This is a genomic window from Neorhizobium sp. NCHU2750 (assembly GCF_003597675.1).
Classification (GTDB): Bacteria; Pseudomonadota; Alphaproteobacteria; order Rhizobiales; family Rhizobiaceae; genus Neorhizobium.
The window spans coordinates 1,673,589-1,698,491 of sequence record NZ_CP030827.1; the positions used below are offsets into that span (position 1 = coordinate 1,673,589).

Sequence of the window (24,903 nt, forward strand, 5' to 3'; positions counted from 1 at the left end):
CACCGATCGTCAATCCGGCCCTGACCAAGAACCAGACGCTCGTCTTCGACGTGCTGGAGCGCTCGGACGCGCCGATGAGTGCCTATACGATCCTCGACAAGCTGCGTGACCACGGCTTTCGCGCCCCGCTGCAGGTCTATCGCGCGCTCGACAAGCTGACCGAGTTCGGCATGGTCCACCGGCTGGAAAGCCTCAATGCCTTCGTCGCCTGCGCCCATCGGGAACATGAATGCTGCGGGTCTGGCCATGGTCACGGCACGGTCGCCTTCGCCATCTGCGACAGCTGCGGCCATGTCTTCGAATTCCACGACCATCAGGTCGATCACCGGTTGGCGGACTGGGCCAAGGGCAAGGGTTTCAAGCCGGCCAAGACGACGATCGAAATCCGCGGTCTTTGCGACAAGTGCGCCGCGTAACGAAGAGTTTGGTAAGCGGGATCAGAGTGCCTTGAGATCCCGCGAAAACCGCTTCCAGTTTTCCACATAGCGGGCGGCCGAATCCTTCAGCCTTGCGGCGGATGCCTCGTCCAGAGTGCGGATCGCCTTAGCCGGTGACCCGACGATCAACGAATTGTCGGGAAATTCCTTGCCCTCGGTGACGAGCGCATTGGCGCCGACCAGACAGTTCCTGCCGATCTTCGCACCGTTGAGGATCGTTGCCCCCATGCCGACCAGCGAATTGTCGCCGATCGTGCAGCCATGGATGATCGCATGGTGGCCGATCGTGCAGTCCTCGCCGATCGTCGCGGCAAAGGCGGGGTCCGTATGCACCATCACGCCTTCCTGGATGTTGGAGCGTGCGCCGATCGTGATCGGCTCGTTGTCACCGCGCAAGTTCGCGCCAAACCAGATGCCGACATCCTCGCCAAGCACGACCTTGCCGATCACATTGGCATCCGGCGCCACCCAGTAGCGGTCGGCCGCGGGCAGGCTGGGCTCGAATTCTCCGAGTGCGTAAATCGGCATGCATTCCTCCCGCAATGTCTCGTTCCGGCGGAGGCCTGAAGCGGCACCGCCGGAACGTCTATCCAATAGAAAATCAGACGACCGACAGCGAAAGCTCGGCGACGCCTTCGCAGCCGAAGCTGATCCTGTCGCCCTTGACGATCGGACCGACGCCGGCCGGCGTGCCGGTCATGATCACGTCGCCCGGTGCAAGCACGAAGAGCTTCGACAGTTCGGCGATGATTTCAGGCAGCTTCCAGATCATCTGGTTGAGGTCGCCGGTCTGCTTGCGCTCGCCATTGACGTCGAGCCAGATGGCACCTTTCTGCGGATGGCCGATCTTCGATGCCGGAATGAGGGCCGAAACCGGTGCGGACTTTTCAAACGCCTTGGCCACTTCCCAGGAACGGCCCATCTTCTTCATCTGGTCCTGCAGGTCGCGGCGGGTGAAATCGATGCCGACGCCATAGCCATAGACCTTGGACAGCGCATCCGCTTCGGCAATGTCGGCACCACCGGATGCCAGCGCCATCACCAGTTCCACCTCGAAATGCACGTTGGAAGACAAAGGCGGGTAGGGGAAGCTTTCGCCGTTATAGAGATTGTCGGGGTTCTTCTGGAAGAAGAAGGGCGGCTCGCGCGACGGATCATGACCCATCTCTATCGCATGGTCGGCATAGTTGCGGCCGACGCAATAGACCCGGCGCACCGGAAATTGTTCGGTTACCCCTTCGACATCGAGAAGTACGGGCTGGGGGGCGGGGATGACGGTGGCGCGCATGGGATGTCCTCAAATCACTGAAAAACGCTGGCGCCTTTGTCCAACAATTTGAGGCTCAATCCTAGCCTGTTTCTGCTTCCGTATTGAAATGGCTGAGGGAACAAGATCGTGATCGGCAAGCGAGCATCAGGAACGGCCAGAACCAATCAGCCACCGACTCCACGTCCCCCGGCGCAGCGCTTGCATCACCGAGCTACGGTTGTGCCGGGCCGGCCGATCACCAGGCTTCGCTCCGGACATACTCGTCTTCTTCCTCAGCGGTCGGAAGGCGATATTCCCAGCAGCCTTCACACAGGCGGCGCATGGAGAGGTTCGGCTGGGCGTAGCCCGGTGGAACATCGCTCCAGGTGATATTGTATTGCCAGCAGGGATTTGCCCCTAACGACGCAAGAATGCGAAACGGCCTTGAAAGAAATCGCAGCATCTTCGTTCCAGTGTTGCTTGGTGTGGAATAAACAGCCTGCAAATAAAACGCCTGATAATGATCGCCGATCAGCCTAGGTGAATATTCATTAGGTTGTCCATATATAACTTAAGATTGTATCGAGATATTTGCCGATGGAAGGCAAAATGCCGTGTCGGCGAGCTCGCTTTGGCGGGTATGGCTTGCCGGATTTGCTCGGCCGGACTTGCCTGTCTGGATTTGCCTGTCTGGATTTGCTTGACCGGGCCTGCCCGAACATCATCGGCAGCAGCGCTGCTGCCTGGGCGCAGAATGCCGCCGCGCCTGCTTGCTTTGCATCGCGATTCTCGCCAATGACTACAGACGAACAAGATCGTCCCGAAAATGTCAGGTGCCTCATGTCCAAGCCGCCGAAACCGAACAAGCCGAAGCCGAGCAAGGAACCGAAGCTCGAACATTCCGAATTCGCCGGCGAATTCGAGGACGAAGGCATAACCGTCCTCGTCGACATCTTTCGCGATGCGGGCACCAATGGCGACTGGACGCTCGAAGTCATCAGCCAGACTGAAGTCGTGACAAGCTGGGAAGAAGGTTTCACCACCGATAAGGACGCCTGGGAAGAATTCCTGGCCACCGCGGAACGCGATGGCCTGAAGAGCTTTCTCGACGAAGGCGAGGACGAGCCTTCGGTGCATTGAAGTCTCGGGCGGGGGCGATTTCTCGCCCGCCCCCCATCTTTAACGTCGATCCGAGCCCGCCTTGGAGAGCAGAAACGCAAAGGCTGCCGTCAGCGCCAGTGCTCCGACAATGGCGCCGGTCGTTGCCGTCGGGTTGCGTCGCGCGATGCCGCCAAGATCCTGCCTTCCGTGGTGGAACTGGCTTACCAGTTGTTTCGCGCGGGGTACGAGATAGCTCGAAGCGTCGTCGGCAGATGCGCTCGCCTGTTTTGCCAGCGAGGAGCCGAGAACTGCGGAGCGGAGATCTGCCAGCTGGCTGGTGAGGCGGTCGATATCGGCGGAAAGGTCGCGGGCCATGGTGGTTCCTTGTTGATGGAGGCGCTCATCAACGGACGGGACGCGATCGGGTTCCTTGCCATGATGGGACGAGCCCAAATAAAGCGACCGGCCGGCCAATCTTCCTTTTTTCCCCGTGTCGCTGTATAGCACCGCCAGATCGACCATCGGCCTTTAGGCTTCGATGGCAGGAAAGACCGAAATTCCCGTCTGCCGACCATGCGCTATAATCCCGTCCTGACCGGCCGGGATGACGGACCGGAATTGTTTGACGCGATGCGGAGCGAAAGACTTGAATTTTTACGACAAGGCCAGGCGTTCGGGTAACAAGATTTTCGCGGTCGCGCCGATGATCGACTGGACGGATCGTCACTGCCGTTTCCTGCATCGGCAGCTGTCGTCGCGTGCTCTGCTCTATACCGAGATGGTGGTGGCGGACGCGATCATCCATGGCCCGCGCGAGCGTCTGTTGTCCTTTTCGCCTGAGGAACATCCGGTGGCGCTGCAGCTTGGCGGTTCTGATGCCGGCAAGCTCTGCGAGGCCATTCGTATCGCCTCCGACTACGGTTATGACGAGATCGGCCTGAATGTCGGCTGCCCGTCCGACCGCGTGCAGTCCGGCACGTTCGGCGCCTGCCTGATGCGCGACCCCGGCCATGTCGCCGATCTGATCTCGGCGATGAAGAAGGTCTCGTCCGTGCCGGTCACGGTCAAGTGCCGCATCGGTGTCGACGACCAGGAGCCGACCGATGTCCTGCCCGATTTTCTGGCGCGGATGATCGGGGTAGGGGCCGATGCCATCTGGATCCATGCCCGCAAGGCCTGGCTGCAGGGGCTCTCGCCGAAGGAAAACCGGGAAATCCCGCCGCTCGACTATGATCTCGTCCACCGCATGAAGCGCGAGAACCCGGATGTGTTTCTCGGCATCAATGGCGGCATTGCCGATCTGGCAGAGGCCGCACGTCACCTCTCGGTGATGGATGGCGTCATGCTCGGCCGCGCCGCCTATCAGAATACCGGCCTGCTTTCCGGTGTCGATGCCATGCTTGATGGTTCCGGCTCCGTAGGCGCTACCCCATCCGAAACCGACTGGCTGGCATTGCGCGACACGATGATCGATTATGCCGAGGCCGTGATTGCCGGCGGTGGCCGCCTGCATCATGTCACCCGCCACATGGTCGGCCTGTTCCAGGGCTTTGCCGGGGCCCGCCGCTTCCGCCAGATCCTCTCCTCCGAGGCGACGAAGCCCGGCGCCGATACCGCCATCATCACCGAGGCCTTCGCCGCAGTCGATTTCTCCGGCAATCGCCGCGACCTGTCGGCAACCGCTCCCGCCGGCCATCCGGTGGAACATGCAATCGGCTAAAGTCTCGATTTGCCCCCGACAATCTAGGGGTGTTTCAACTTGAGACTGCATTTTGCTGGCATTTGCGACTGCGTATTAGATATTTCTTAAATAGCGTACCCGTAATGTTCCATGGCTTAGACGGTGAAATCAATCACCGCATGGATGTGGTAGCGTCGTATGTTCAAGGTCATCGAATGCGTCGCGGTCCAGCACGACCGCGCCCTTGTGGCACTCGCCGCCGGCATTTGCGTTGTCGGCATGCTGGCTTTCTTCCTCATTCATCGCCGTGCCGTAGAATGCAGCGAAAAGCGCCGCCGCTTCTGGCTGGCGGTGGCAGCCGTCACCGGCGGCCTGTCGGTCTGGGCCACCCATTTCGTCGCCATGCTCGCCTATCAGGGCACGATTGCCATCGAATTCGAGCTCTTCCGCACCATTCTGTCCGCCGTCATCGCCGCCGTCGGCTTCTGGGCGAGCCTGCGCATCCTCGAGGAAGGCTCTGCCCGCGCCGAGATCCTTGCCGGCATCGCCGCGACGCTTACCGTCGCCGCCATGCATTTCCTCGGCACCGAGGCGATCCGGGCGGCAGCGACGATCGAATACGAGATCGGCATGATCCCGCTCGCCGTCGTCCTCTCCTGCATCCTATTCACGCTCGCCTTCCGCATGGCGCTCCGCCGCAAGAGCCGCCGCGGCCTCTGGGTGGCGGTCGCGGCCGGCGTCGTGTCGATCTGCCTGCTGCATTTCACCGCCATGTCGGCAACCACGCTGGTGCCCGACCCCTCGCTGCCGGAAGTGTCGCTCGACGGTGACAGCGGCCGCATCTGGATGGTCTGGGCCGTCTCGATCGTCGTCGGCCTGATCGTCATCTCGGCGGTGACGGCAAGCTTCCTCGACCGCTATCTCACCGACCTTCGCGGCTTCGCCAACGCCACGCTCGAAGGTCTGGCCGTCGTCCGCGAGGGCGTCATCATCGAGGCGAATGCCCGCTTTGCCGCCATGCTCGGCCTGCGCGACCGAGACGTCATCGGCCGCACCCCCGACAGCCTGCTGGTCGCAGCCGACGGCATTTCACTGATCGATGTCGAGCGGACCAGGGCCGTTGAGGCAGCACCGTTGAAGAGCGGCCCGCTGAAGCCCGGCCGCCAGACCTTTCTCGAAGTTGCCGTCCACACGATCGAATATCGCGGCCGCTCCTGCCAGGTTCTGGCCGTCCGCGACTTGACCGAAAAGCGCATCGCCGAACTCCGGGTCGAGCATATGGCCCGCCACGACGCGCTGACCGACCTGCCCAACCGCTCGCTCTTCTCCGACAAGCTCGAGGCGGCGATCGACCTTGCCGGCAGCGCCAACGAGCGGCTTGCCGTGCTGGCGCTCGATCTCGACCGCTTCAAGGCCGTCAACGACGTCTTCGGCCATGCCGAGGGCGACCGCGTGCTGGTCAAGGTCGCCGACATATTGCGCCGCTGCACCGGCGAGGCCGACACGCCGGCCCGCATCGGCGGCGACGAATTCGTCATCCTCCAGCCCGGCCTCGACCAGCCGACGGCGGCCTATCTTCTCGCCGACCGCATTCTCGATACCTTCCGCCAGGAGATGAACGTTAATTTCGACCCCAAGGCGGTCGGCGTCTCGATCGGCGTGGCGATCTTTCCCGAGGACGGCCACACCGCCGACGAGCTGCGCAATGCCGCCGACATGGCGCTCTACAATGCCAAGTTCAACGGCCGCGGCACCGCCGCCTTCTATTCCGCCGACATGGATGCGGACCTGCGCCAGCGCCGACTGGTCGAAAGCGAGTTGCGCCACGCCGTGCTGCGCGACCAGCTGTCGCTCGTCTTCCAGCCGCTCTTCGACGCCTCGAACGGCATATGCACCGGATATGAGGCGCTGATGCGCTGGAACCACCCGGATCTCGGAGCGATCTCGCCGGCCGAATTCATCCCCGTCGCCGAGGAAACCGGCATCATCGTCACGCTGGGCGAATGGGCGCTGCGCGAGGCCTGCCGCACCGCCGCTTCCTGGGACGATGGCCTGGCGGTGGCGGTCAACGTCTCGGCCGTGCAGTTCCGCTTCCCAGATCTCGTCGGCACCGTCGCCGCAGCGCTCAACGACAGCGGCCTCGACCCCAAGAGGCTGGAGCTCGAAATCACCGAAACCTCGCTGCTCGAAAACCGCGATGCCGTGCTTGCCATGCTGAAGAAGCTGAAGGCGCTCGGCGTGCTGATCGTCATCGATGATTTCGGCACCGGATATTCCTCGCTCGGCAACCTGCACGCCTTCCCCTTCGACAAGATCAAGATCGACCGCAGCTTCATCTGGCAGATGGAAGAGAGCGAAAGCGCCCGCGCCATCGTCAAGGCGATCATCGGGCTCGGCAAGAGCCTCGACCTGCCCGTCGTCGCCGAAGGCATCGAAACGTTTGGCCAGCACCGCATGGTCATCGAACAGGGCATCGAACAGCTGCAGGGCTTTCTGCTCGGCAAGCCGAAAAGCGCCGGCGAGGTGGAAGTCCTCTCCGGCCTCCGCCGCGTCCCGCCCTTCCGCAAACGCGGATAGGGGCGGGCGTCTGCTCGCTCCACGCAGCACCCCAGGGCTATCGCATACGGAAGAAAGACCCCTCCCAACCCTCCCCACAAGGGGGAGGGCTTAACCCGGCCACTCCGCCGAGGCCTAATTGAGGCAGGTGGTTGCCGCTTGTTTTCTCCCCCCTTGTGGGGGAGATGGCCGGCAGGCCAGAGGGGGACTTGCTTAATATGCGATCCCCCCACGCGGCAGACCCTGTGCGACCGGCTTTCAAGGCAGACCACAGGCCGATTCGCCGGAAAATTCGCGCCCGCTGCCCATCCCCGTCATCCGCTTCTCGCGCGCCCGCCTGGCCGCATCCCATCGTTCCGGCCACCAGCGGTTCGGCACATTGCGGGCAATGGCGATCGCCAGATCGTCGAGCAGGCTTTGCGGCCTGCTCACCGCCTGGAAATAATCGCTGTCCCAACCGAGAAATCCCTTGGCGAAATGCGCGGCCTTGTAGACCCGGTCGAACAGTGCTCGCTGCTCGCGGTCGAGATTGGCAAGGCAGCATGGCTCTTTGCTGCCGTTGAAAACCCACCCGCAGCGCCCGGCGCGCCGGCAGGAGCGGCGGCCGCAGACCATATGCGGCAGGCCGAGTGCCTCGGCGGCGTGCACGGCCAGCATGCTGTCGAAGGGCGGCAGCCTGGGTTCCGTCGGGCGGGCGGGAGATGGGACGAATGGCAGATGTGCATCGGACATGGTAACCCCTTGGCGATCTCGGTTGTTTTTCGGGCTCCCCTGATCTGACCAGATCCGGGCCCTGGCGCTCCTCCCGATCCCGGCAGGACCTGAATGGACGGGGCGCTGAAAGCTGCCTCGTAAAGTTAGTTTATGTGGCACCTCTCAGCGCCCCGTTCGGCAGTTTTGATCCGCGACTCCGGTCTCTCTGCCTTGGCTCGTTCAAGATGGTGTTCGTCTGATGCCACGAAACACGGACGGAACGACTTACCGCCAACACTCCGCTTTACCGCCGCCGGGCCCTCCGTCTGAAACGGACGGACTTGAAAAGCCCGGCGAAACCATCCTTCAAAGCCACCCTGTGTGCCGCACAGGCACGCCCGGCGCGCCATTCGGGCATCAGAAGCGAAAAGGCCGGTCCGAAACCTTGATCCGCTTCCCCCGTGTCGCCGGAGGGAGACCATTTTCCGCGGACCCCGGTGGTGACGGTTCACGTCGTCCCTCCACCCCCGGAACCGATCCCGCCTCGCCGGCACGCCTGCCGGTGTATCCGTGACGGAACGGGGAGATTGTAGGCATGGGTTGAGGGGGCGGGGATGAAGGAGGGGGAGATTTTTTGGAGTTATTTGCTCGTTTCGAGGTGCGAGGGAGAAAATCATGGACTTGGCTGACGATTGAGTGCCGGATTATTCAGGGGATAGGCACTTGATTGCAGGGTGATCATGCGACTGCCCTCGTAATGTGGTTGTGGGCATTAGAAAAAAAATCTGCGGAAGCCGGTTGCTTGGCGTCGGAGGCGCGCAACATGAGCTTCAAACTCAAAGCCCCTAATTTTCGTCGCTGCCTAATTTTGGGAAAGCTTGGCGGCTCAGCGCTGTGGTTGCCCACTTTTGTGTAAGTCCAAGAGTTATCGGCCATTGAGGCAGAGTTGCGGGATGGTGCACTTGAGAGATATGCGCTATCACCGCCAACAGTGGACCTAGTTGAGATTACCGCATGCTCCGAAAACTCAAAATTGATCGATTTAAATCGACTCGCGATGTCGAGTTAGAGTTCGGAAGAGTGAATCTTTTTATCGGCGGGAATGGCGTCGGGAAGTCTAATCTCCTTGAAGCCATAGGCGTTGTTTCGGCATCTTTGTATCGTGGTGTGGCTGATAGTGAGCTTGCTCGAAAAGGAGTAAGGCTGACTCCCCCGGCCCTGATGAAGTCGGCGTTTAAAAAGTACGATCTGCCTAAGACGTTCAGGATCGAAGCAGACCTCGATTGCGATATCCAATATGCAATTGAATTGGTCTCCGGTGAAAAAAACACCCATTTGCATTTTTTCTCCGAAAAATGTGAGCTTGCCGGTGCTAAAATTCTGGGGCGTAGCGGTCGCGGAGTGAATATATTTGGCAATAAGGTTTCGAATAGGAATTGGGCACCAGCGAGAAGTCTATGGGATCAGGCTAGGGTTGCATACGATTTCCCTGATGTGCTTCAGCGCGAATTCGATAGTATTTCTCGCTATGCCATTTATTCTCCTCAAACGGAATTTCTGAGAGAAATAAAATCAGGTGTAGCTGATGAACCGCCTGTAGGGCTTCACGGTGAAGGCTTGAGTGCTGCCGTGAGTTCTTTGCTGGCTCAGATAGCGCGTGAGAGAACGCGCCCGAGGTCAGCTAACAGCAAATCTGACTACGACGATTTTAGCTTGCTTGGCGATGCTCTTTCTCTGGTAGGGCTTCCTAACTGGGTAAACGCAGTTAGAGTGGGAGAGGTGGACCCACACCTAAAATCGCGAGAACTGGCCACTTATGATGGGAAAATTGTCTACTTTATTGATAGATATATGCACGAGAAAAGAAATACGCTGTCAGCTTATGATAGCAGCGAAGGGACGTTATTTCTTTTATTTATGAGCGTTTTGCTCGGGCATGATGAGGCGCCCAAAATATTCGCCCTTGATAACGTCGATAGTGCATTGAACCCAGCCGTCACCAAACTTCTTCTTGAGAAGATAATTCTCATAACTGCGCGGCGAGCGGAGAAGCAATTGAAGAGAGGTGCAGATCAGGTGTTTCTGACTAGCCACAATCCAACAGCACTTGATGCCTTCGACCTTTTCGACGATGAACAGCGGGTATTCGTTATTTTTCGCAATAAAGAGGGGCATACTCAAGCCAAAAGACTTAAGCCCAACGCTGGCTGGACCCGCGAGCAATGGGCGGAGCATTTCAGCGGGAAAAAATTGAGTCAGCTTTGGATTGATGGCGAAATTTCCGGTGCTTTAGGTGGTATCTGAGGTTCTCTAAATGCGTATTGGTGTAGTTTGTGAAGGCCCCACTGATTTTTTTGCAATAAAATATTTTCTAGGTGCTGTACTGCGGAAGGAAGGGCGCGAAGTAGATTTTATAGATCTTCAGCCATCCATGGATGCGACGTCACCGAAAGCCGGATGGGGAAATATTGAGAGGTGGCTGGCAGCAAATACGCCACAGAGCCGATCTAAGAGATATTTTTCAGGCGGAATATTCGCAGACGATTTGGATGCAAAGGCTTGCGATTTCATCATCGTTCAAATGGACTGCGATCATTTGGAACATGAGGCATTTACGGTGTTTAATCAGGAGAAATATGGGATAAATTACGGAAAGCTGCCCGACTTAGATGCTCAATATAATATGGTAGAGAAAATATTGGGTGAGTGGTGTGGTCTGTCGGCGCTTACAAGCGCTGACGCAAATCGACATGTTTTGACACCTGCGCAACAAAGTACAGAATCTTGGTGTATCGCAGCTTACAGCCATTTACTGACTGACCCTGATTTGCTGGAGGGGCAAGATTTGATTGATAGGTTCATGACAATTCTTCATGAATCGGAGGGTCGTTTATTACCTGCCAGTGGTTTCTCTGAAGTCGATAAATCTATCAAACGCCGAGAGAAATTCTGCAAAAAGCATGCCGCCAATTGTACTACTTACATAACCAGGTCGAACTCATTCGTTCGCACGGTTGAAAAAACTATTGCAGCTATGTGACTGCTTAGTAAGGGATAATTTCCTATATATTGATCGAAGTATTTTTCCTTCGGGCAGCAAAACGGTAAATTGTTGTCGTATTGTTGATTCTATCTTCTCACTGCCCCGGCCGCCCGGTCTTCCCCTTCGTCCGTCCTTTGCGTCTCTGCTCACCAGCATCCTCGTAGCTTCCGGCGCCGATCTTGCCGCGCACCACCGGGCGCGGGTCGTCCCTGTCCGGCGAGCCCCGTTCGGGCTGGCTTTCCAGAAGCGGTGAAAAACGTTTGCCGGGTTCGGTTGTCGGCTTGTCGGGAAGCTTGCCCGTAACCGGTTTTTCCGTGCGGCCGACGGTCATTTCGTCGAGCGTGTTCTTGCGGAAAAGAGGCCGCGCCGTGTCGGTGCCCGGGCCCATGTCGTCGAGCGAGGGTTTGGCGAAATAGGAGGCCTGCTCCGTTTCACCCCTCACCAAGTTCGCCGAACCACTCGGCTGCGCCTCGCGGGGCGAACTATCCTCTCCCGCAAGGGGAGAGGAAGACCCGCGGCGACCGCCCGAACCACTCTTGCCTCGGCCGCCTTCCTGTCCCTTCGCCTCGTCCCGTGCAATCGGATCGTCCATCGTCGCCAGTTCGGCGGCCTTGAGGCGCTTGATTTCGTCGCGCAGGCGGGCGGCTTTTTCGAAGTCGAGATCGGCTGCGGCGTCGCGCATCGATTTTTCCAGCGCGTTGAGATGTGCCTGGAGATTGTTGCCGACCAGATGGCCGCCATCGGCAAAGCCCTTGCCGCTGGCGCCGGAAATGTCGGCGCGCACATGGTCGCGCTCGTAGACACTGTCGAGAATGTCGGAAATCCGCGCCTTCACCGATTCCGGCGTGATGCCGTGTTCGGTATTATAGGCCATCTGCTTTTCGCGGCGGCGGGTGGTTTCCTCCATCGCCCGTTTCATCGAGCCGGTGATATTGTCGGCATAAAGGATGACCTTTCCATCGACATTGCGCGCCGCGCGTCCGATGGTCTGGATCAGCGATGTCTCCGACCGGAGAAAACCTTCCTTGTCGGCATCGAGAATGGCGACGAAGCCGCATTCGGGAATGTCGAGGCCTTCGCGCAACAGGTTGATGCCGACCAGCACGTCGAAGGCGCCGAGCCGCAGGTCGCGGATGATCTCGATGCGTTCCAGCGTGTCGATATCCGAGTGCATGTAGCGCACGCGCACACCCTGTTCATGCAGGTATTCGGTCAGGTCCTCCGCCATCCGCTTGGTCAGCACGGTGCAGAGCGTGCGATAGCCCCTGGCCGCCGTCTCGCGGATTTCGCCGAGCACGTCGTCGACCTGGCTGCGGGCGGACCGCACTTCCACCGGCGGATCGATGAGGCCGGTCGGGCGGATCACCTGTTCGGCGAAGACGCCGCCGGATTCCTCCATTTCCCAATTGCCGGGCGTCGCCGAGACGGAGACGGTCTGCGGTCGCATCGCGTCCCATTCCTCGAAACGCAGCGGCCGGTTGTCCATGCAGGAGGGCAGGCGGAAACCGTATTCGGCCAGCGTCGCCTTGCGGCGGAAGTCGCCGCGATACATGCCGCCGATCTGCGGGATGGTGACATGGCTTTCGTCGATGAAGACCAGCGCATTGTCGGGGATATATTCGAACAGGGTCGGCGGCGGCTCGCCCGGCTTGCGGCCGGTGAGATAGCGCGAATAGTTCTCGATGCCAGCGCAGGAGCCGGTCGCCTCCATCATCTCCACATCATAGCGGGTGCGCTGTTCCAGCCGCTGGGCTTCCAGCAGGCGGCCGGCCTTTTCCAGCTCGGCGAGGCGGATCTTCAGCTCTTCCTTGATCGACTTGATCGCCCCGTTCAGCGTCGGGCGCGGCGTCACATAGTGCGAATTGGCGTAGATCTTGACCGATTTCAGGTCGCCGGTCTTGGCGCCGGTCAGCGGGTCGAATTCGGTGATCGCGTCGATCTCGTCGCCGAACATCGAGATCCGCCAGGCGGCATCTTCAAGGTGGGCGGGGAAGATCTCGATCGTGTCGCCACGGACCCGGAACGAGCCGCGGACGAAATTGATGTCCTGCCGCTTGTATTGCTGGGCGACGAGGTCGGCGAGCAGCTGGCGCTGGTCCAGCCCGTCACCGACCGTCATCTGGAAGGTCATCGCCGTATAGGTCTCGACCGAGCCGATACCGTAGATGCAGGAAACCGAGGCGACGATGATGCAGTCGTCGCGCTCCAGGATGGCGCGGGTGGCGGCGTGGCGCATCCGGTCGATCTGTTCGTTGATCGAACTTTCCTTCTCGATGAACGTGTCGGAGCGCGGCACATAGGCTTCCGGCTGGTAATAGTCGTAGTAGGAGACGAAATATTCCACCGCATTATTGGGGAAGAAATTCTTGAACTCGGAATAGAGCTGCGCCGCGAGCGTCTTGTTGGGGGCGAGGATGACGGCCGGACGCTGCGTCGCCTCGATCACCTTGGCCATGGTGAAGGTCTTGCCCGAGCCGGTGACGCCGAGCAGGACCTGGCTGCGGTCGCCGGAATTCAGCCCCTCGACCAGATCGGCAATCGCCGTCGGCTGGTCGCCCGAGGGCTTGTAGTCGGTGACCATCTCGATGGCGATGCCGCCCTCGGACTTTGCCGGGCGTTCCGGCCGATGCGGCGTCCAGATCTCGCCGTTCTTGAACAGCGGATTGCCGCTCTCGATCAGCTTCGACAGCGCATCGACCGTGGCCGTGACGGCGCCCGGCGCAAGCGACTGGGCGTCCTCCAGCGAAATGTCGAGGCCGGCGACCGGATTGAGGCCGGCGGCAGCGCGCGTCTTCGGGTCGGAGGACGCACCGATCGACACGCCGCGGGCCGTCTTCGATGCGGTGGTGTTCTTCGCTGTCTTCGGGGCGCTCTTGCCGCCGGATTTGCCCGCGGCCTTCCTGGCTTCCTCCGCCTCGCGGATCGCCTGCTCGCGTGCCGCGATCTCGATCTTCTTGCGGTGCTTGCCCGCCTTGGAGGCGATCTCGCGTTGGGTCTCGATGCCGGACGCTTCCGCCTCCGCCTCGAGCTGCTTCACCCAGTCGGAAACGCTACCCTCGAGCGGGGCACCTTCGAAAGCTGACTGGGGAGCTTCCTCGAAACCGTTGGCGGGCGAGGGGGCGGATTTTTTCGGGGATCTGGCCATCGCCGGAATATGGAGAGAGTCACGCCGGAAGTGAAGAGGGTGGCGGCGAAAAACGAGTACAAAAGGGAAACGTTGTCCGCCTCAATGTCCTGCTGTCCGCAGTCCCCTCACGCCGCCGGCGTCAGCACCCGTGTCACCAGCCAGCCGGCGATCGCCTCGACCGGCATCGGGCGGCCGAGGAAATAGCCCTGCGCGGCCGGGCAGCCGAGATTGCGCAGCGTCGCGGCCTCTTCCGCCGTCTCGACGCCTTCCGCCACGATATCCATCGACAACGCCTTGCCGAGGCCCGCCATGGCGCCGACGATCTCCTGGTTCTGGAAGCTCGTCTCGATGCCGGTGACGAAGCGCCGGTCGAGCTTCAGCCGGTCCACCTTCAGCGTCACCAGATAGGCGAGCGACGAATGCCCTGCACCGAAATCGTCGACCGCCAGCTTGTAGCCGGAGCGCTCGATATGTTTCAGCTGCTGGCCCGCCACCAGCGTGTCGAGGATCGCCTCTTCGGTGATCTCGATCTCGAACAGGCCGGGCTCGATGCCATGCGCGCGGGTGATGCGGTCGAGCGTGTCGGCGACCGAATAGAGCTCGAATTCGCGCGGCGACACGTTGACCGCAACCGTCGCCCCGGCCAGCCCGAGCGAGGGCAGGGTGGTGAGCAGCCGGCAGGCGCTGGTGGCGACGCTCGCCGTCAGCGCCTCGGAAAGATTGGTCGAATGGGCGGCCGAGACGATGTCGGGAGGCGCGATGGCGCCGAGCACCGGATGCTGCCAGCGCACCAGCGTCTCGAAGCCGATCACCCTGCCGCCGTGAAGCTCCACCTGCGGCTGGAAGAACACGGTCACGGCGCCGGAAGCGATCGCCTCACCGAGATCCTGCTCGATCCGTCTCTGCCGGTCGGCACTCGCCTTCAGCGACGGGTCGAATTCCCGCCACAGCCCGCGGCCCTCGTCCTTGGCGCGGTAGAGCGCCATGTCGGCCGAAACGAACAGGTCGGCCGCCGTGTCCGCATGTTCGGGCCAGACCCCGATCCCGGCCGATACGCCGGAAGCGACCGATCGGCCCTGGATCAGAAACGCCTCCCGGCAACGCTCGATGATGCGTCCCGCCAGCCGCCGCGCCTCGGTTCCGGCCGAAGCGCCGCCGATCAGGATGGCAAATTCGTCGCCGCCGAGCCGGGCGATGAAACCGTCATCGCCGACCGCCTCGCGCAGCCGGCGGCTCGCCTGCAACAGCAATTCGTCGCCGGCAAAATGGCCGAACGTGTCGTTGATCGTCTTGAACCGGTCGAGGTCGAGGATCAGCAGCGCAAACCGTTCCTGCTTCCTGCGGGCAAGGTCGATGCCGCGCTGCAGGGCCACGTTGAAAGCAGCGCGATTGGCGAGCCCCGTCAGCGGATCGCGATTGGCGAGGATTTCGAGGCTTTCATTCGCTTGCAGGATATCGGCATTGGCGCGACCGAGCGATTGCGCCAGCGCCGTTGCGCGCACCTGTGCCTCGATATTGCCGATCACGATCGCCTGGCCGTTCATGCTGCTCTTGTAGAGCACCAGCGTCAGCGCCAGCACATTGAGAGCCAGCAGATGCCCGCCGGTCTCCTCGCTCATCAACAGCGTGATCACCACGGCGAGATGAACGGGAAAGGCAAAGGCGAGCGCCGTGATCGCATGGCCGGTGCCGAGCAGAACCGCACCGGTCGCCATGCCGCACATCAGGATATAGATCCCGCCATCGACGCCCAGCGCGTGAAAATCTGGCAGCATGAAGGGCAGTGCACCCCAGGCAATGCCGCTGACAAGCGCGCCCGTGGTCATCAGCCGCAGACAGAAATGCGGCTCCGACCGGTCGAGCCCGCGTCTTTTCGCCACCGTGCCGACGATGACGCGGGCGGCGATCGTGGCGAGCGTCAGCGCGAACCAGAGCAAGGCCGGCTGCGTGATGCCGCGGCTGATCGCGCTCATCAAAAGGGCCGAGAAGGATACGGCGGCATTCACCGTCAGCGTCGTCGGCAGCCGCTCAAGCGTCGCCGCAGCCTGCGCCTGCTTCACCGCAAGCGCCAGCCTCGGGCCGTTCATGTTGCTTGTCGAATCTGCCTGCATTCAGTAAGTCGCCGAATTCATGGATACTCAGATTAACATAAGATAGAGCTAATAAAAAAGTCTTTCCGACGACATGTCGAGAATGGCGGCAGCCATCCACCAGGTCCTGCACTTGTCCATTGTGGCAGGTCCAGTCGCGTTTCAGCGTGTGGCCAGAAAAATGCCGAAACTGTGACGTGTGGGAACGGGAACGATATGATCTGATAGGATTACAATCCGTACATCTCTCTAAATCGCCACATTTTACCACCGTTTCCGCCCAACTTGTGGGTGAGGATTCAAACGATCGAAATAGGAGTAATGCATGGCTCTTGAACGGCCCACGCTGGCAGCGATCCGATACGGATATGGGCTTCGCGCCGGGCAGGACATGCCCGACGATGCCGATGGTCTGATCGCCCAGGTGAAGCGCGGCGTGATGATCAAGCCACGCTTTCCGCGCGAGGGCGTCGTCGGCCGCCGCGAGGCGGCCACCAAGGTCATGTCGCTCAGGGCCGCCGAAGCCAAGGCCGCGCAGGAAGGCAAGCCGAACGAGAGCATTCGCAAGGAGACCCAGCGCGAGGCGCAGCGGCTCTATCGCATCGATGCCATGTCGCGCCTGGCGCAGGCCGTGCAGTCGCGGCTCGGTTTTCACGAACGGCTGGCCAGTTTCTGGATGAACCATTTCGCCGTCAGCACGCTGAAATCCCTGCCGATGCGGATGATCGTGCCGATGTACGAGGCCGAAGCTATCCGCCCGCGCATGGCGGGGTCTTTCTCCGATCTTCTGAAGGCCGGCATATTGCACCCGGCCATGCTGATCTATCTCGACCAGAACCAGAGCGTCGGGCCCGATTCGGTTGCCGGCCGCGAGACCGGTCGCGGCCTCAATGAAAATCTCGGCCGTGAACTGCTGGAACTGCACACGCTCGGCGCCGGCAGCGGCTACAGCCAGGACGACGTGCGGGCGGCGGCACTGATCCTGACGGGTCTGACTGTGGATAGCCGCGGCCTCGATATCGCTTATCGCTCGCGCCTGGCGCAGGCCGGTTCGGTCACCCTCCTCGGCCACGAATATCGCGACGACGAGGGCGGTAGCCAGGATCATGTCCTGATGCTCGAGGACCTAGCCGCCCGGCCGGAAACGGCGCTTCACATTTCCCGCAAGCTTGCCGCCCATTTCATCAGCGACGATCCACCGGCCGATGTCGTGGCGCAGATGGTGGCCGCCTGGCAGAAGAGCGATGGCGACCTCGTCGAGGTCTATCGCGCCATGCTCGAACATCCGCTCGCCTGGGAAAATCCGGGGCAGAAGATCAAGCAGCCGTTCGAATTCGTCGTTTCCGGTTTTCGCGCGCTCGATATGCCCGATGCCAGCCTGACGGCGCTGCTGGCCGATATGGATGGCGACGAGGATGCCGGCCCGGTGGGCAAGGCGATGCAACTGGCCGGCGATGCCAAGGCCGCCGAAATCCGCCAGCGGCGCTCCAACCAGGCCCACGCGTTGACGCTGAAGGCGCTGGGCCGCATGGGAGAGCCGGTCTGGCAGCCACCGAGCCCGGCAGGCTTTGCCGATACGGCAAGCGCCTGGCTGGCGCCGGGCCAACTCGGCGAGCGCATCGCCTGGGCGCGGCTTGCGGCGCGCACCCTCGCGGCAAGGCTGGAGCCCGCCGATTTTCTCGATGCCGCACTTGCCGATGCCGCAACGCCGGAAACCCGTGACGTCATCTCGCAGGCGCCGAGCCGGCTGCATGGGCTGACGATGGTGCTGGCATCCGCCGAGTTCAACAGGAGGTAGGTCGATGAGTTTTGACGGACTGTCCGGTCGTCCCGATCGTTTTCGCCTATCCCGCCGCGGTTTTCTGGCCGGAGCCTGCTGTGCGGCCGCAGCCCCGGTGATGACGCCGGTGACCTTCGCTGCCGCTCCCGGCGACAATCGTTTCGTCACCATCGTGCTGCGCGGAGCCATGGACGGGCTCGATCTCGTCCAGCCCTATGGTGACCCGGATTTTGCCGCCTTGCGGCCGAAACTGGCGCTGACGCCCGACAAGGGCCTGCTCGATCTCGATGGCTTTTTCGGCCTGCATCCGGCCGCCTCTTCCCTCATGCCGCTGTGGAAGAGCGAACAACTGTCCTTCGTCCACGCGGTTTCGACTCCGTATCGCAATCAGCGCAGCCATTTCGATGGTCAGGACATTCTGGAAAGCGGCGGCGCCGACAAGAGCCAGAAAACCGGCTGGCTGAACCGGGCGCTGGCCGTCATCCCGCGCTCCGACGCCCGCCGAGCGATCGATATCAACAGTTCGATGGAACTGATCCTCACCGGCCCGAACCGCGCCGACAGCTGGTCGAGCCAGAGCAATTTCTCGCTGGCCGAAGACGAAATGGCCTTCCTTCAGCGTCTTTATGCTGGTGATCCCGCCTTCGCCCAGGCCTTCGAAGAGGCGGTGAAGACCGACCAAGAGACCGATCTTCTTTACGGCGACGAGAAGCGCGGCGCCGGCATTGCCGACATGGCAAAGCTTGCCGGCGGCATGCTGCGCGAGGATTATCGCGTTGCGAGCTTTTCCATCAACGGCTGGGACACCCATGTCGGCCAGTCCGCCAATTTCAGCAAGGCGGCAGGCGACCTGGCGATTGCCATCACCGCCTTGAAGGATGCGCTGGGCGACGATGCCTGGCAGAAGACGGCGGTGCTGGCGATGACCGAATTCGGCCGCACGGCCCGCGAAAACGGCACCAATGGCACCGACCACGGCACCGGTGGCGTGGCCCTTCTGGCCGGCGGTGCGATAGCCGGCGGCAAGGTGATGGGCAACTGGCCGGGCCTCGGCGACGGCAAGCTCTTGGACGAGCGCGACCTCATGCCGACCGGCGACGTTCGCGAAATCGCCGCCGCCATGCTCTACCAGCAATTCGACATCCGCCCGAACAACCTGACGTCCAAGATCTTTCCGGGGCTCGATTTCGACGAGGATTCGGTTTTTCTGAAGGGGTGAGCCCGAACGATAGAGGCGGGTTTGATAGTGAGGAGGGCAGTTGCAATCCGCCCGTCCACGAGCGACAGCGTATGCCGAGTGGGCGCTATCGGCCGTAGCGCCTCATGAAACGAGCATGAACCCTATCCTGGCCTGCTGCCCTCCGGCATCAAGCCAGCCCGTCGATGGACTTCAGGGGTTGCAGCGTGATGTCAGAGATTGCCGAGATGCCGATTTTGAAGGCGACCTGATAGTCCGGATCGGCAACCATGGTCTTGAAGGCGGAACGGTGCGGATACTGGACCAGCACAACGGCATCCCATCCCTGTTCCTGCCCCGTGGTGAGCACCGGCAGACCATCGCCGCCGAACAGGATCTTTGCACCAAATCGGGCGAGGATCGGCTTGGCCAGCTGAAGATATTGCAGATACCGTTGCCGGCCGCCGTCCGGTTCGAACCGAATGAGATTCAGCATGACGACGGCTGAGCCGTCCTCTTCGGAGAGGAAGGCATCGATTGCGGCAGGGGATAATGAAACCATCTGTATTTCCTTTGACATGACACCCGAACCGGGTGATCCGTCAAAGTCTAGCCTGCCGAGGTGTCAGAAATTGTCAGGAGTGAACGCCAGTCACGATCCTGCTGCAGCCATTGCTTCATGATCGATTGGCGTCGTCCGGGGTAGCGCTCTTCCAGGATCGCTTTCACCTGCAGGCGATCGATGCGGAAATGGCGGAAGGCCGATCTTTGTTCGCACCATGCCGCCAGCACGCGCACATCGTCGAAATAGATGATGGCAATCGGCCAGATGGTGCGATCCGACAGCAAGCCGTGGGCGTCCTCATAGCTGATCGCGACCTTGCGCTGACGGCGGATCGCATCCCGCAATGTGGCGGTCTGGGCAGGATCCACCCGCTCGGATGCCGAGGCCGCAGCAAGCGTAGGCGTTCCGTCATCCGGTGCGGGTCCGCTCCTTGCTGCGGACAATATCTTGGCGAGCGCACTCTCGCTGCCTTGCGCCAGCGCGGGATCGGCGCGCTGCTGCACCCAGCTCAGGCCGAGGATCAACGCATCCAGCTCGTCCGCTGAAAATGCGAACTCGGGAAGAAAGAAGCCCTGCCTCAGGCAATAGCCGATGCCGGCCTGTCCATCGACAAGCGCGCCCATTGAACGCAATGTCTCGATGTCCCGGTATACGCTACGCTCCGAGATACCGAGTTCGCCCGCCAGTTCAAGGGCAGTGACGGGCATTCGTCGGGCGCGCAACAGGCCTATGAGATCAAACAGACGGCTGGTTCTCGACATATGCGGACGCGTCCTCGAAAGGCTTTCTGCTCTTCGTCTGCACGACATACAGGGCCATCCGCGATGCGAACAGCCCTGCTGTCGGCCAGGTCCTATCGACAGAGCAGCGTCATCATTCCGCCGGCAGCGGCTTCGGCTTGCCGTCCTCGTCGAGCGCCACCATGATGAACGTGCCTTCGGTGACCTTTTCGAGGTCGCGGTGGCGGGCGCGCTGGGCCCAAGCTTCGATGGTGAGGGTGATCGAGCTGGTGCCGACGCGGGCGATCGTCGTGTAAATGTTCAGCGTGTCACCGATCTTGACCGGCAGCTGGAAGGCCATTTCCTTGACGGCTGCGGTGACGACGCGGCCGCGGGCGCGCTCGGCGGCGCGGATGCCGCTCGCAAGGTCCATCTGCGCCATCACCCAGCCGCCGAAAATATCTCCGGCCGGATTGGCATCTGCCGGCATGGCCAGCGTTCTCAGCGTCAGTTCGCCACTCGGCTTTGCAGCATCGGTCATCGAAGAATCATCCTTGTTTTCGTTGGCAATTGCGGGATCGCGACAGTAGCGCCCTTTCCACCCTTTGCCAGACTATTTTTGCTGCACTGCAGTAAGTATCGATGTGGAAAAGAAAATGACGGGTCTATTCAACAATAGTACTTGACGATGATTTGCCCGATGCTCGAGTTTTTGTTCGTTTATCGGCCGGTAACTTCCGTTCTTTATAATTTAATGACAATTGCAAGTATCGGGGGAATAACATGCAGCGTCTTGCCATTTCCTGGCGGCTTTATTGTCTGGTCGCGCTGTCGCTGGTCATCCTGGCCGGCAGCCTGACCTTCAGCCTTTTCGAGAGCTATGCCTCGTCCGAGCGGGAACGCAAGGCAGGGCTTGCCCAGATGAACGACACGGCGCTGGCCGTGTTGAAGAAATACCAGGCGCTCGAGGAGAGCGGGGCGATGTCGCGCGAAAAGGCGCAGGCAGAGGCCAAGGGCATCATTGGTGCCATGCGCTATGACAACGGTTCCGGTTACTTCTGGATCAACGACATGCATCCGACCATGGTCATGCATCCGGTCAAGCCGGAGATGAACGGCACGGATCTCAGCCAGAACAAGGATACGAACGGCAAATTCCTGTTCGTCGATTTCGTCAAGATCGTGCAGGCTGAGGGCAAGGGTTTCGTTGATTACTACTGGCCGAAGCCGGGCGCTCCCGAGCCGGTGGAAAAATTCTCCCATGTGGCGGGTTTCGCGCCCTGGGGCTGGATCGTCGGCACCGGCGTCTATGTCGACGATCTCGACGCCATGTTCCGCAAGGATGCAGTCGACTTCGGCATTATCTTCGCCGTCGGCGCGCTGGTTCTGATCGGCGGTGCCTCGCTGGTGGTCAGGAGTGTTACCGGCCCGCTCTTCAGGGTGCAGCAGGTGCTGCAGATGATTGCCGGTGGCGCGTCCGGCGTGGCCGTGCCCTGCACCGAACAGAGAAACGAGATCGGCACGATGGCGCGTGCGCTTCTTGTCCTGCGCGACAATGTCGAGGAGCGTGCCGCACTCCAGACCCGCGAAGCCGACCAGCAGCGGGCGCTCGCCGCCGAGCGGTCGGCAAGCGAGCGGGTCATTTCCACCGCAGCCGAACGCCAGTCCCGCGCAATCAGCGAGCTTGGCCAGGCGCTCGAAACCCTGGCAGCAGGCGACCTTTCCGTCTCGCTCGGCGATATCGGCGAGGACTATGCCAAGCTGAGGCAGGATTTCAACGATGCCGTCGGCGCGCTGAATGCGGCGATCATGGCGATTTCGGAAACCGGCCTCGTCGTCCGCGACAGCGCCTCGGACATTTCGTCCGCCACCGGCAATCTGGCGCGCCGCACCGAACAGCAGGCGGCTGCATTGGAGGAAACTGCTGCCGCGCTCGACGAGATCACCGCCACCGTCGGCACCGCCTCGCAGCGCGCCAGGGAGGCTCGCCAGATGGTCAGCGAAACCAAGCTCAGCGCCAGCCGTTCCGGCGAGATCGTCCGCAACGCGATCGAGGCGATGGGCCGTATCGAAGGTTCTTCCGGCCGCATCGGCCAGATCATCTCCGTCATCGACGAGATCGCCTTCCAGACCAATCTCCTGGCCCTGAACGCCGGCGTCGAGGCGGCGCGGGCAGGCGAGGCGGGCAGGGGCTTCGCCGTCGTCGCCCAGGAAGTCCGCGAACTCGCCCAGCGCTCGGCCAATGCGGCCCGCGAGATCAAGGAACTGATCGGCAATTCGGTCCACGAGGTCGAGGGTGGCGTGGCTCTGGTGCGCTCCACCGGCGATGCGCTGGTCGAGATCGCCGCCCTGGTCGAAAAGGTCAATGCCCATGTGGAAACCATCGCGACCGCCGCGCAGGAACAGGCAAGCGGGCTTGCCGAGATCAACTCCTCGGTCAACCACATGGACCAGATGACCCAGCAGAACGCCGCCATGGTGGAGGAAACCACTGCGGCTAGCCAGACGCTGGCCGACCAGAGCATGCATCTCCAGCACCTGCTCGGCGCCTTCCGCCTCGGTGAAGACGAAGGCCGCCCGGCGTCACGGGCTGCCTGATCTGTCGCCATCCTCGGTCGGTGACATGATGAGGGTCGCAATGCTCAGGTATTGCGGCCTTTTCCATGCCTGATCGCGGCGCGGATGGGTCTCGATGGGCCAGCTTGCCCGCAAATGGTCCAGAAACGGCCCAGAAAGCATCACGGCGCATCAATTTTTCGTTTACCCAATCTGCCTAAAGTCTCAGCCTGTGTCGTTTCGGCATCGAGAGGGAGGCAACTGGTATGGCGTATGCTTCACGATCGACGCGGGCCATCGGCTCGCTGATGGTCTCGACCATGCTGGTTGCATGTTCGGCCGACAATCTCGTGCCGCCGGCATCGATTGATCACGGCACCCAGGTAGGCTCCATCCAGTCGAGCCGCCAGCTTCCTCCAGCGCCGATTGCCGGCCAGACGTCGCAGCAGGCCTATCGCATGTCGCCCGCGCCCGTATCTCAGGCCGGCGGCGGTTATCTGACCGCGCCCTCCCAAACCTATTCGCCATCCTCGTCTGCACCCTTAGCCTCGTCCGCGCCGGCCCCTGATGGCGACCACTATCTGCGCGCTCCGGGGAGTGCTTCGGGCCGCGCACCGGCGACGATACCGCAGGCCGGCGTCAATATGGACGAGCAGTTCGGCTTCGCGCCCGACGAGAGCGGCGTGGTGGGCCTTGCCGAGGAAGAGGAAACCGATATCGCCGAGGGCGTCGGCGACGAGCCGGTGGTCGATGGCATCGGTACCGATCATCCGGTGGCGCTGAAGCCGAAGACGACCCGCGCCGGCATCCAGCCGATGGCCGCATCACCCTCCGCCGACGATCGCGTCATCGTGCCGCCGAAGCGCCAAGGAGCTGGAATGGGAGCAGGGATTTCGGGGCAGGGGGTGTCCTCCGGCATGATCTGGGACGACAATTCTCCCGTGACACCGCCAAGCCGGACGCCTGCCCAACCTCAAGGTGGGGCCCAGGAAGTCGCCATGCTGCGGCCGAACAACCCGATGGCCGCCGACGGCCCGATGAGCGTTCCTGACGGCGCCTTTCCGCGCGAGATCATGCCGCAATCCGAAGTCGCCTGCCGCTCCGAGCTTCGCCGTCTCGGTGTCGAGTTTCGCGATCTGCCGCGCATCTCGCAGGGGGAAAGCTGCGGCATCGATTATCCGGTCAAGCTGTCAGGACTGTCGGGCGGCATCGACGTCAAGCCGGCGGTGACGCTGAATTGCCAGGTGACGCTCGCCTTCGCCAAATGGGTGAAGAACGATCTCGCCGTCTCTGCCCGCACCCGCTATTTCACCGGCATCCAGAAGATCGTACCGCTCGGCGGCTATTCCTGCCGCAAGATGAACAACAGCCATCAGCGCTATAATCCGATGTCCGAACATGCCCATGGCAATGCCATCGATGTCGGCGCGATCGTGCTGAAGAACGGCCACGATATCGATGTGCGCAAGAAGGGACTGTTCTCCTTCCGCGAGGGCGGGTTGCTGAAATCGGTGCGCAGCGACGGCTGCAAGTATTTCTCCACCGTGCTTGGCCCGGGCAGCAATGCCGAACACTGGAACCACTTCCATTTCGACCTGCGCTCGCGCCGCGGCGGTCGCGCCTATTGCGACTGACGATGTCGGTGGCTGGCTGCGGATTTTACGGAAGGGAAGGCAGATCAGCGATCAGTTGATGCGCCGGGAACCGGGATGCCGAAGTGCACTGCCGGCCTTGAGCTGGCTTTCGAGATCGCCAATCGCGTCACCGGCCCCGTGAAAATCGCCCGGCAGCGGAATGGTGAGCGCCTCGACCATCATCGTCGCCATCTCGTCGAGCGAAGCGAAGTCGAAATCGTCCAGGTCCTCCTCCGCGGAGGGCGTGGCATCCTGGGGCAAGACCTTCTTCGCGAAATTCGGCATCGGGATCGTCTTTCAACTGCGAAAATCAATAGCAAAATATGCGGTCCGGTATCCTGGCACCGCATATACGGCAAGATATCAGCGCTTGCATTACGTCAAATGACGGTGCGGCAAAGCTTGGGCCTATCGCCTTGGCCGATCTCACATGGGCTGACCCGCGCCGACCATAGCCCTCGGATTCTTACCGATTTCTAAAGCCGTCCCCTGTTG

At 61.4% G+C, this 24,903-nt stretch carries 20 protein-coding genes; 10 read left to right on the top strand and 10 right to left on the bottom strand.

Translation table 11 applies throughout. The features are described from left to right. Positions 1 to 5 precede the first annotated feature (5 nt). Positions 6 to 416: a Fur family transcriptional regulator gene (locus tag NCHU2750_RS08245; RefSeq protein ID WP_349509031.1), complete on the top strand. Its 411-nt coding sequence runs from the start codon at positions 6 to 8 to the stop codon at positions 414 to 416. 21 nt (positions 417 to 437) lie between these two features. Here the strand turns inward: NCHU2750_RS08245 and NCHU2750_RS08250 are convergent, their stop codons facing one another. Together NCHU2750_RS08250 and NCHU2750_RS08255 are read right to left on the bottom strand one after the other, a co-directional pair. Further along, positions 438 to 965 carry a gamma carbonic anhydrase family protein gene (locus NCHU2750_RS08250; RefSeq protein ID WP_119939999.1) on the bottom strand — a complete coding sequence of 176 codons (528 nt, stop codon included), beginning with the start codon at positions 963 to 965 and terminating at the stop codon, positions 438 to 440. A 73-nt stretch (positions 966 to 1,038) separates the two neighbouring features. Next, positions 1,039 to 1,725, bottom strand: coding sequence for a fumarylacetoacetate hydrolase family protein (locus NCHU2750_RS08255; protein WP_119940000.1), 687 nt, complete (start codon positions 1,723 to 1,725; stop codon positions 1,039 to 1,041). 801 nt (positions 1,726 to 2,526) lie between these two features. Here NCHU2750_RS08255 and NCHU2750_RS08260 point away from each other — a divergent pair. Next, positions 2,527 to 2,826, top strand: coding sequence for a hypothetical protein (locus NCHU2750_RS08260; RefSeq protein ID WP_119940001.1), 300 nt, complete (start codon positions 2,527 to 2,529; stop codon positions 2,824 to 2,826). A gap of 39 nt (positions 2,827 to 2,865) precedes the next feature. On the opposite strand, the gene NCHU2750_RS08265 is transcribed toward NCHU2750_RS08260, so the two are convergent. Continuing rightward, positions 2,866 to 3,162 (bottom strand): baseplate tail-tube junction protein, encoded by a 297-nt coding sequence (locus tag NCHU2750_RS08265; RefSeq protein WP_162939546.1) that lies wholly within the window; start codon positions 3,160 to 3,162, stop codon positions 2,866 to 2,868. Positions 3,163 to 3,490: 328 nt separating this feature from the next. Here NCHU2750_RS08265 and dusA point away from each other — a divergent pair, with 328 nt between their 5' ends. Then, on the top strand, positions 3,491 to 4,507 hold the full coding sequence (gene dusA / locus NCHU2750_RS08270) for a tRNA dihydrouridine(20/20a) synthase DusA (RefSeq protein WP_245480391.1): 1,017 nt from the start codon (positions 3,491 to 3,493) through the stop codon (positions 4,505 to 4,507). Positions 4,508 to 4,666: 159 nt separating this feature from the next. Then, on the top strand, positions 4,667 to 7,045 hold the full coding sequence (locus NCHU2750_RS08275; RefSeq protein ID WP_119940004.1) for a bifunctional diguanylate cyclase/phosphodiesterase: 2,379 nt from the start codon (positions 4,667 to 4,669) through the stop codon (positions 7,043 to 7,045). A 237-nt stretch (positions 7,046 to 7,282) separates the two neighbouring features. Here NCHU2750_RS08275 and NCHU2750_RS08280 read toward each other — a convergent pair whose 3' ends face one another. Further along, complete coding sequence (locus NCHU2750_RS08280) at positions 7,283 to 7,756, bottom strand: hypothetical protein (protein ID WP_119940005.1); 474 nt, start codon at positions 7,754 to 7,756, stop codon at positions 7,283 to 7,285. A gap of 975 nt (positions 7,757 to 8,731) precedes the next feature. Between NCHU2750_RS08280 and NCHU2750_RS08285 the strand changes: the two genes are divergently transcribed. Together NCHU2750_RS08285 and NCHU2750_RS08290 are read left to right on the top strand one after the other, a co-directional pair. Continuing rightward, positions 8,732 to 10,021 carry an AAA family ATPase gene (locus NCHU2750_RS08285; protein WP_119940006.1) on the top strand — a complete coding sequence of 430 codons (1,290 nt, stop codon included), beginning with the start codon at positions 8,732 to 8,734 and terminating at the stop codon, positions 10,019 to 10,021. A gap of 10 nt (positions 10,022 to 10,031) precedes the next feature. Next, positions 10,032 to 10,757 carry a hypothetical protein gene (locus tag NCHU2750_RS08290; protein ID WP_162939547.1) on the top strand — a complete coding sequence of 242 codons (726 nt, stop codon included), beginning with the start codon at positions 10,032 to 10,034 and terminating at the stop codon, positions 10,755 to 10,757. A 97-nt stretch (positions 10,758 to 10,854) separates the two neighbouring features. Here NCHU2750_RS08290 and uvrB read toward each other — a convergent pair whose 3' ends face one another. Both uvrB and NCHU2750_RS08300 read right to left on the bottom strand, forming a co-directional pair. Beyond that, on the bottom strand, positions 10,855 to 13,905 hold the full coding sequence (gene uvrB / locus NCHU2750_RS08295) for an excinuclease ABC subunit UvrB (RefSeq protein ID WP_119940008.1): 3,051 nt from the start codon (positions 13,903 to 13,905) through the stop codon (positions 10,855 to 10,857). Between the two features lie 107 nt (positions 13,906 to 14,012). Continuing rightward, positions 14,013 to 15,974, bottom strand: a complete 1,962-nt coding sequence (locus tag NCHU2750_RS08300) for a putative bifunctional diguanylate cyclase/phosphodiesterase (protein ID WP_162939548.1) — start codon at positions 15,972 to 15,974, stop codon at positions 14,013 to 14,015. 328 nt (positions 15,975 to 16,302) lie between these two features. Between NCHU2750_RS08300 and NCHU2750_RS08305 the strand changes: the two genes are divergently transcribed. Together NCHU2750_RS08305 and NCHU2750_RS08310 are read left to right on the top strand one after the other, a co-directional pair. Further along, positions 16,303 to 17,775, top strand: a complete 1,473-nt coding sequence (locus NCHU2750_RS08305; RefSeq protein ID WP_119940010.1) for a DUF1800 domain-containing protein — start codon at positions 16,303 to 16,305, stop codon at positions 17,773 to 17,775. A gap of 4 nt (positions 17,776 to 17,779) precedes the next feature. Beyond that, positions 17,780 to 18,976: a DUF1501 domain-containing protein gene (locus tag NCHU2750_RS08310; RefSeq protein WP_119940011.1), complete on the top strand. Its 1,197-nt coding sequence runs from the start codon at positions 17,780 to 17,782 to the stop codon at positions 18,974 to 18,976. Between the two features lie 148 nt (positions 18,977 to 19,124). On the opposite strand, the gene NCHU2750_RS08315 is transcribed toward NCHU2750_RS08310, so the two are convergent. The 3 genes from NCHU2750_RS08315 to NCHU2750_RS08325 form a co-directional block, all read right to left on the bottom strand. Beyond that, positions 19,125 to 19,496, bottom strand: a complete 372-nt coding sequence (locus NCHU2750_RS08315; RefSeq protein WP_119940012.1) for a DUF1330 domain-containing protein — start codon at positions 19,494 to 19,496, stop codon at positions 19,125 to 19,127. Between the two features lie 47 nt (positions 19,497 to 19,543). Then, positions 19,544 to 20,260 (bottom strand): helix-turn-helix transcriptional regulator, encoded by a 717-nt coding sequence (locus tag NCHU2750_RS08320; RefSeq protein WP_119940013.1) that lies wholly within the window; start codon positions 20,258 to 20,260, stop codon positions 19,544 to 19,546. Between the two features lie 112 nt (positions 20,261 to 20,372). Then, complete coding sequence (locus NCHU2750_RS08325; RefSeq protein WP_119940014.1) at positions 20,373 to 20,759, bottom strand: acyl-CoA thioesterase; 387 nt, start codon at positions 20,757 to 20,759, stop codon at positions 20,373 to 20,375. A 242-nt stretch (positions 20,760 to 21,001) separates the two neighbouring features. Between NCHU2750_RS08325 and NCHU2750_RS08330 the strand changes: the two genes are divergently transcribed. Both NCHU2750_RS08330 and NCHU2750_RS08335 read left to right on the top strand, forming a co-directional pair. Continuing rightward, positions 21,002 to 22,816, top strand: a complete 1,815-nt coding sequence (locus NCHU2750_RS08330; RefSeq protein ID WP_119940015.1) for a methyl-accepting chemotaxis protein — start codon at positions 21,002 to 21,004, stop codon at positions 22,814 to 22,816. Between the two features lie 224 nt (positions 22,817 to 23,040). Next, entirely contained in the window at positions 23,041 to 24,408 is a 1,368-nt protein-coding gene (locus tag NCHU2750_RS08335) for an extensin-like domain-containing protein (protein ID WP_119940016.1), read from the top strand. 51 nt (positions 24,409 to 24,459) lie between these two features. Here the strand turns inward: NCHU2750_RS08335 and NCHU2750_RS08340 are convergent, their stop codons facing one another. Continuing rightward, positions 24,460 to 24,693, bottom strand: coding sequence for a hypothetical protein (locus NCHU2750_RS08340; protein WP_119940017.1), 234 nt, complete (start codon positions 24,691 to 24,693; stop codon positions 24,460 to 24,462). Positions 24,694 to 24,903 lie beyond the last annotated feature (210 nt).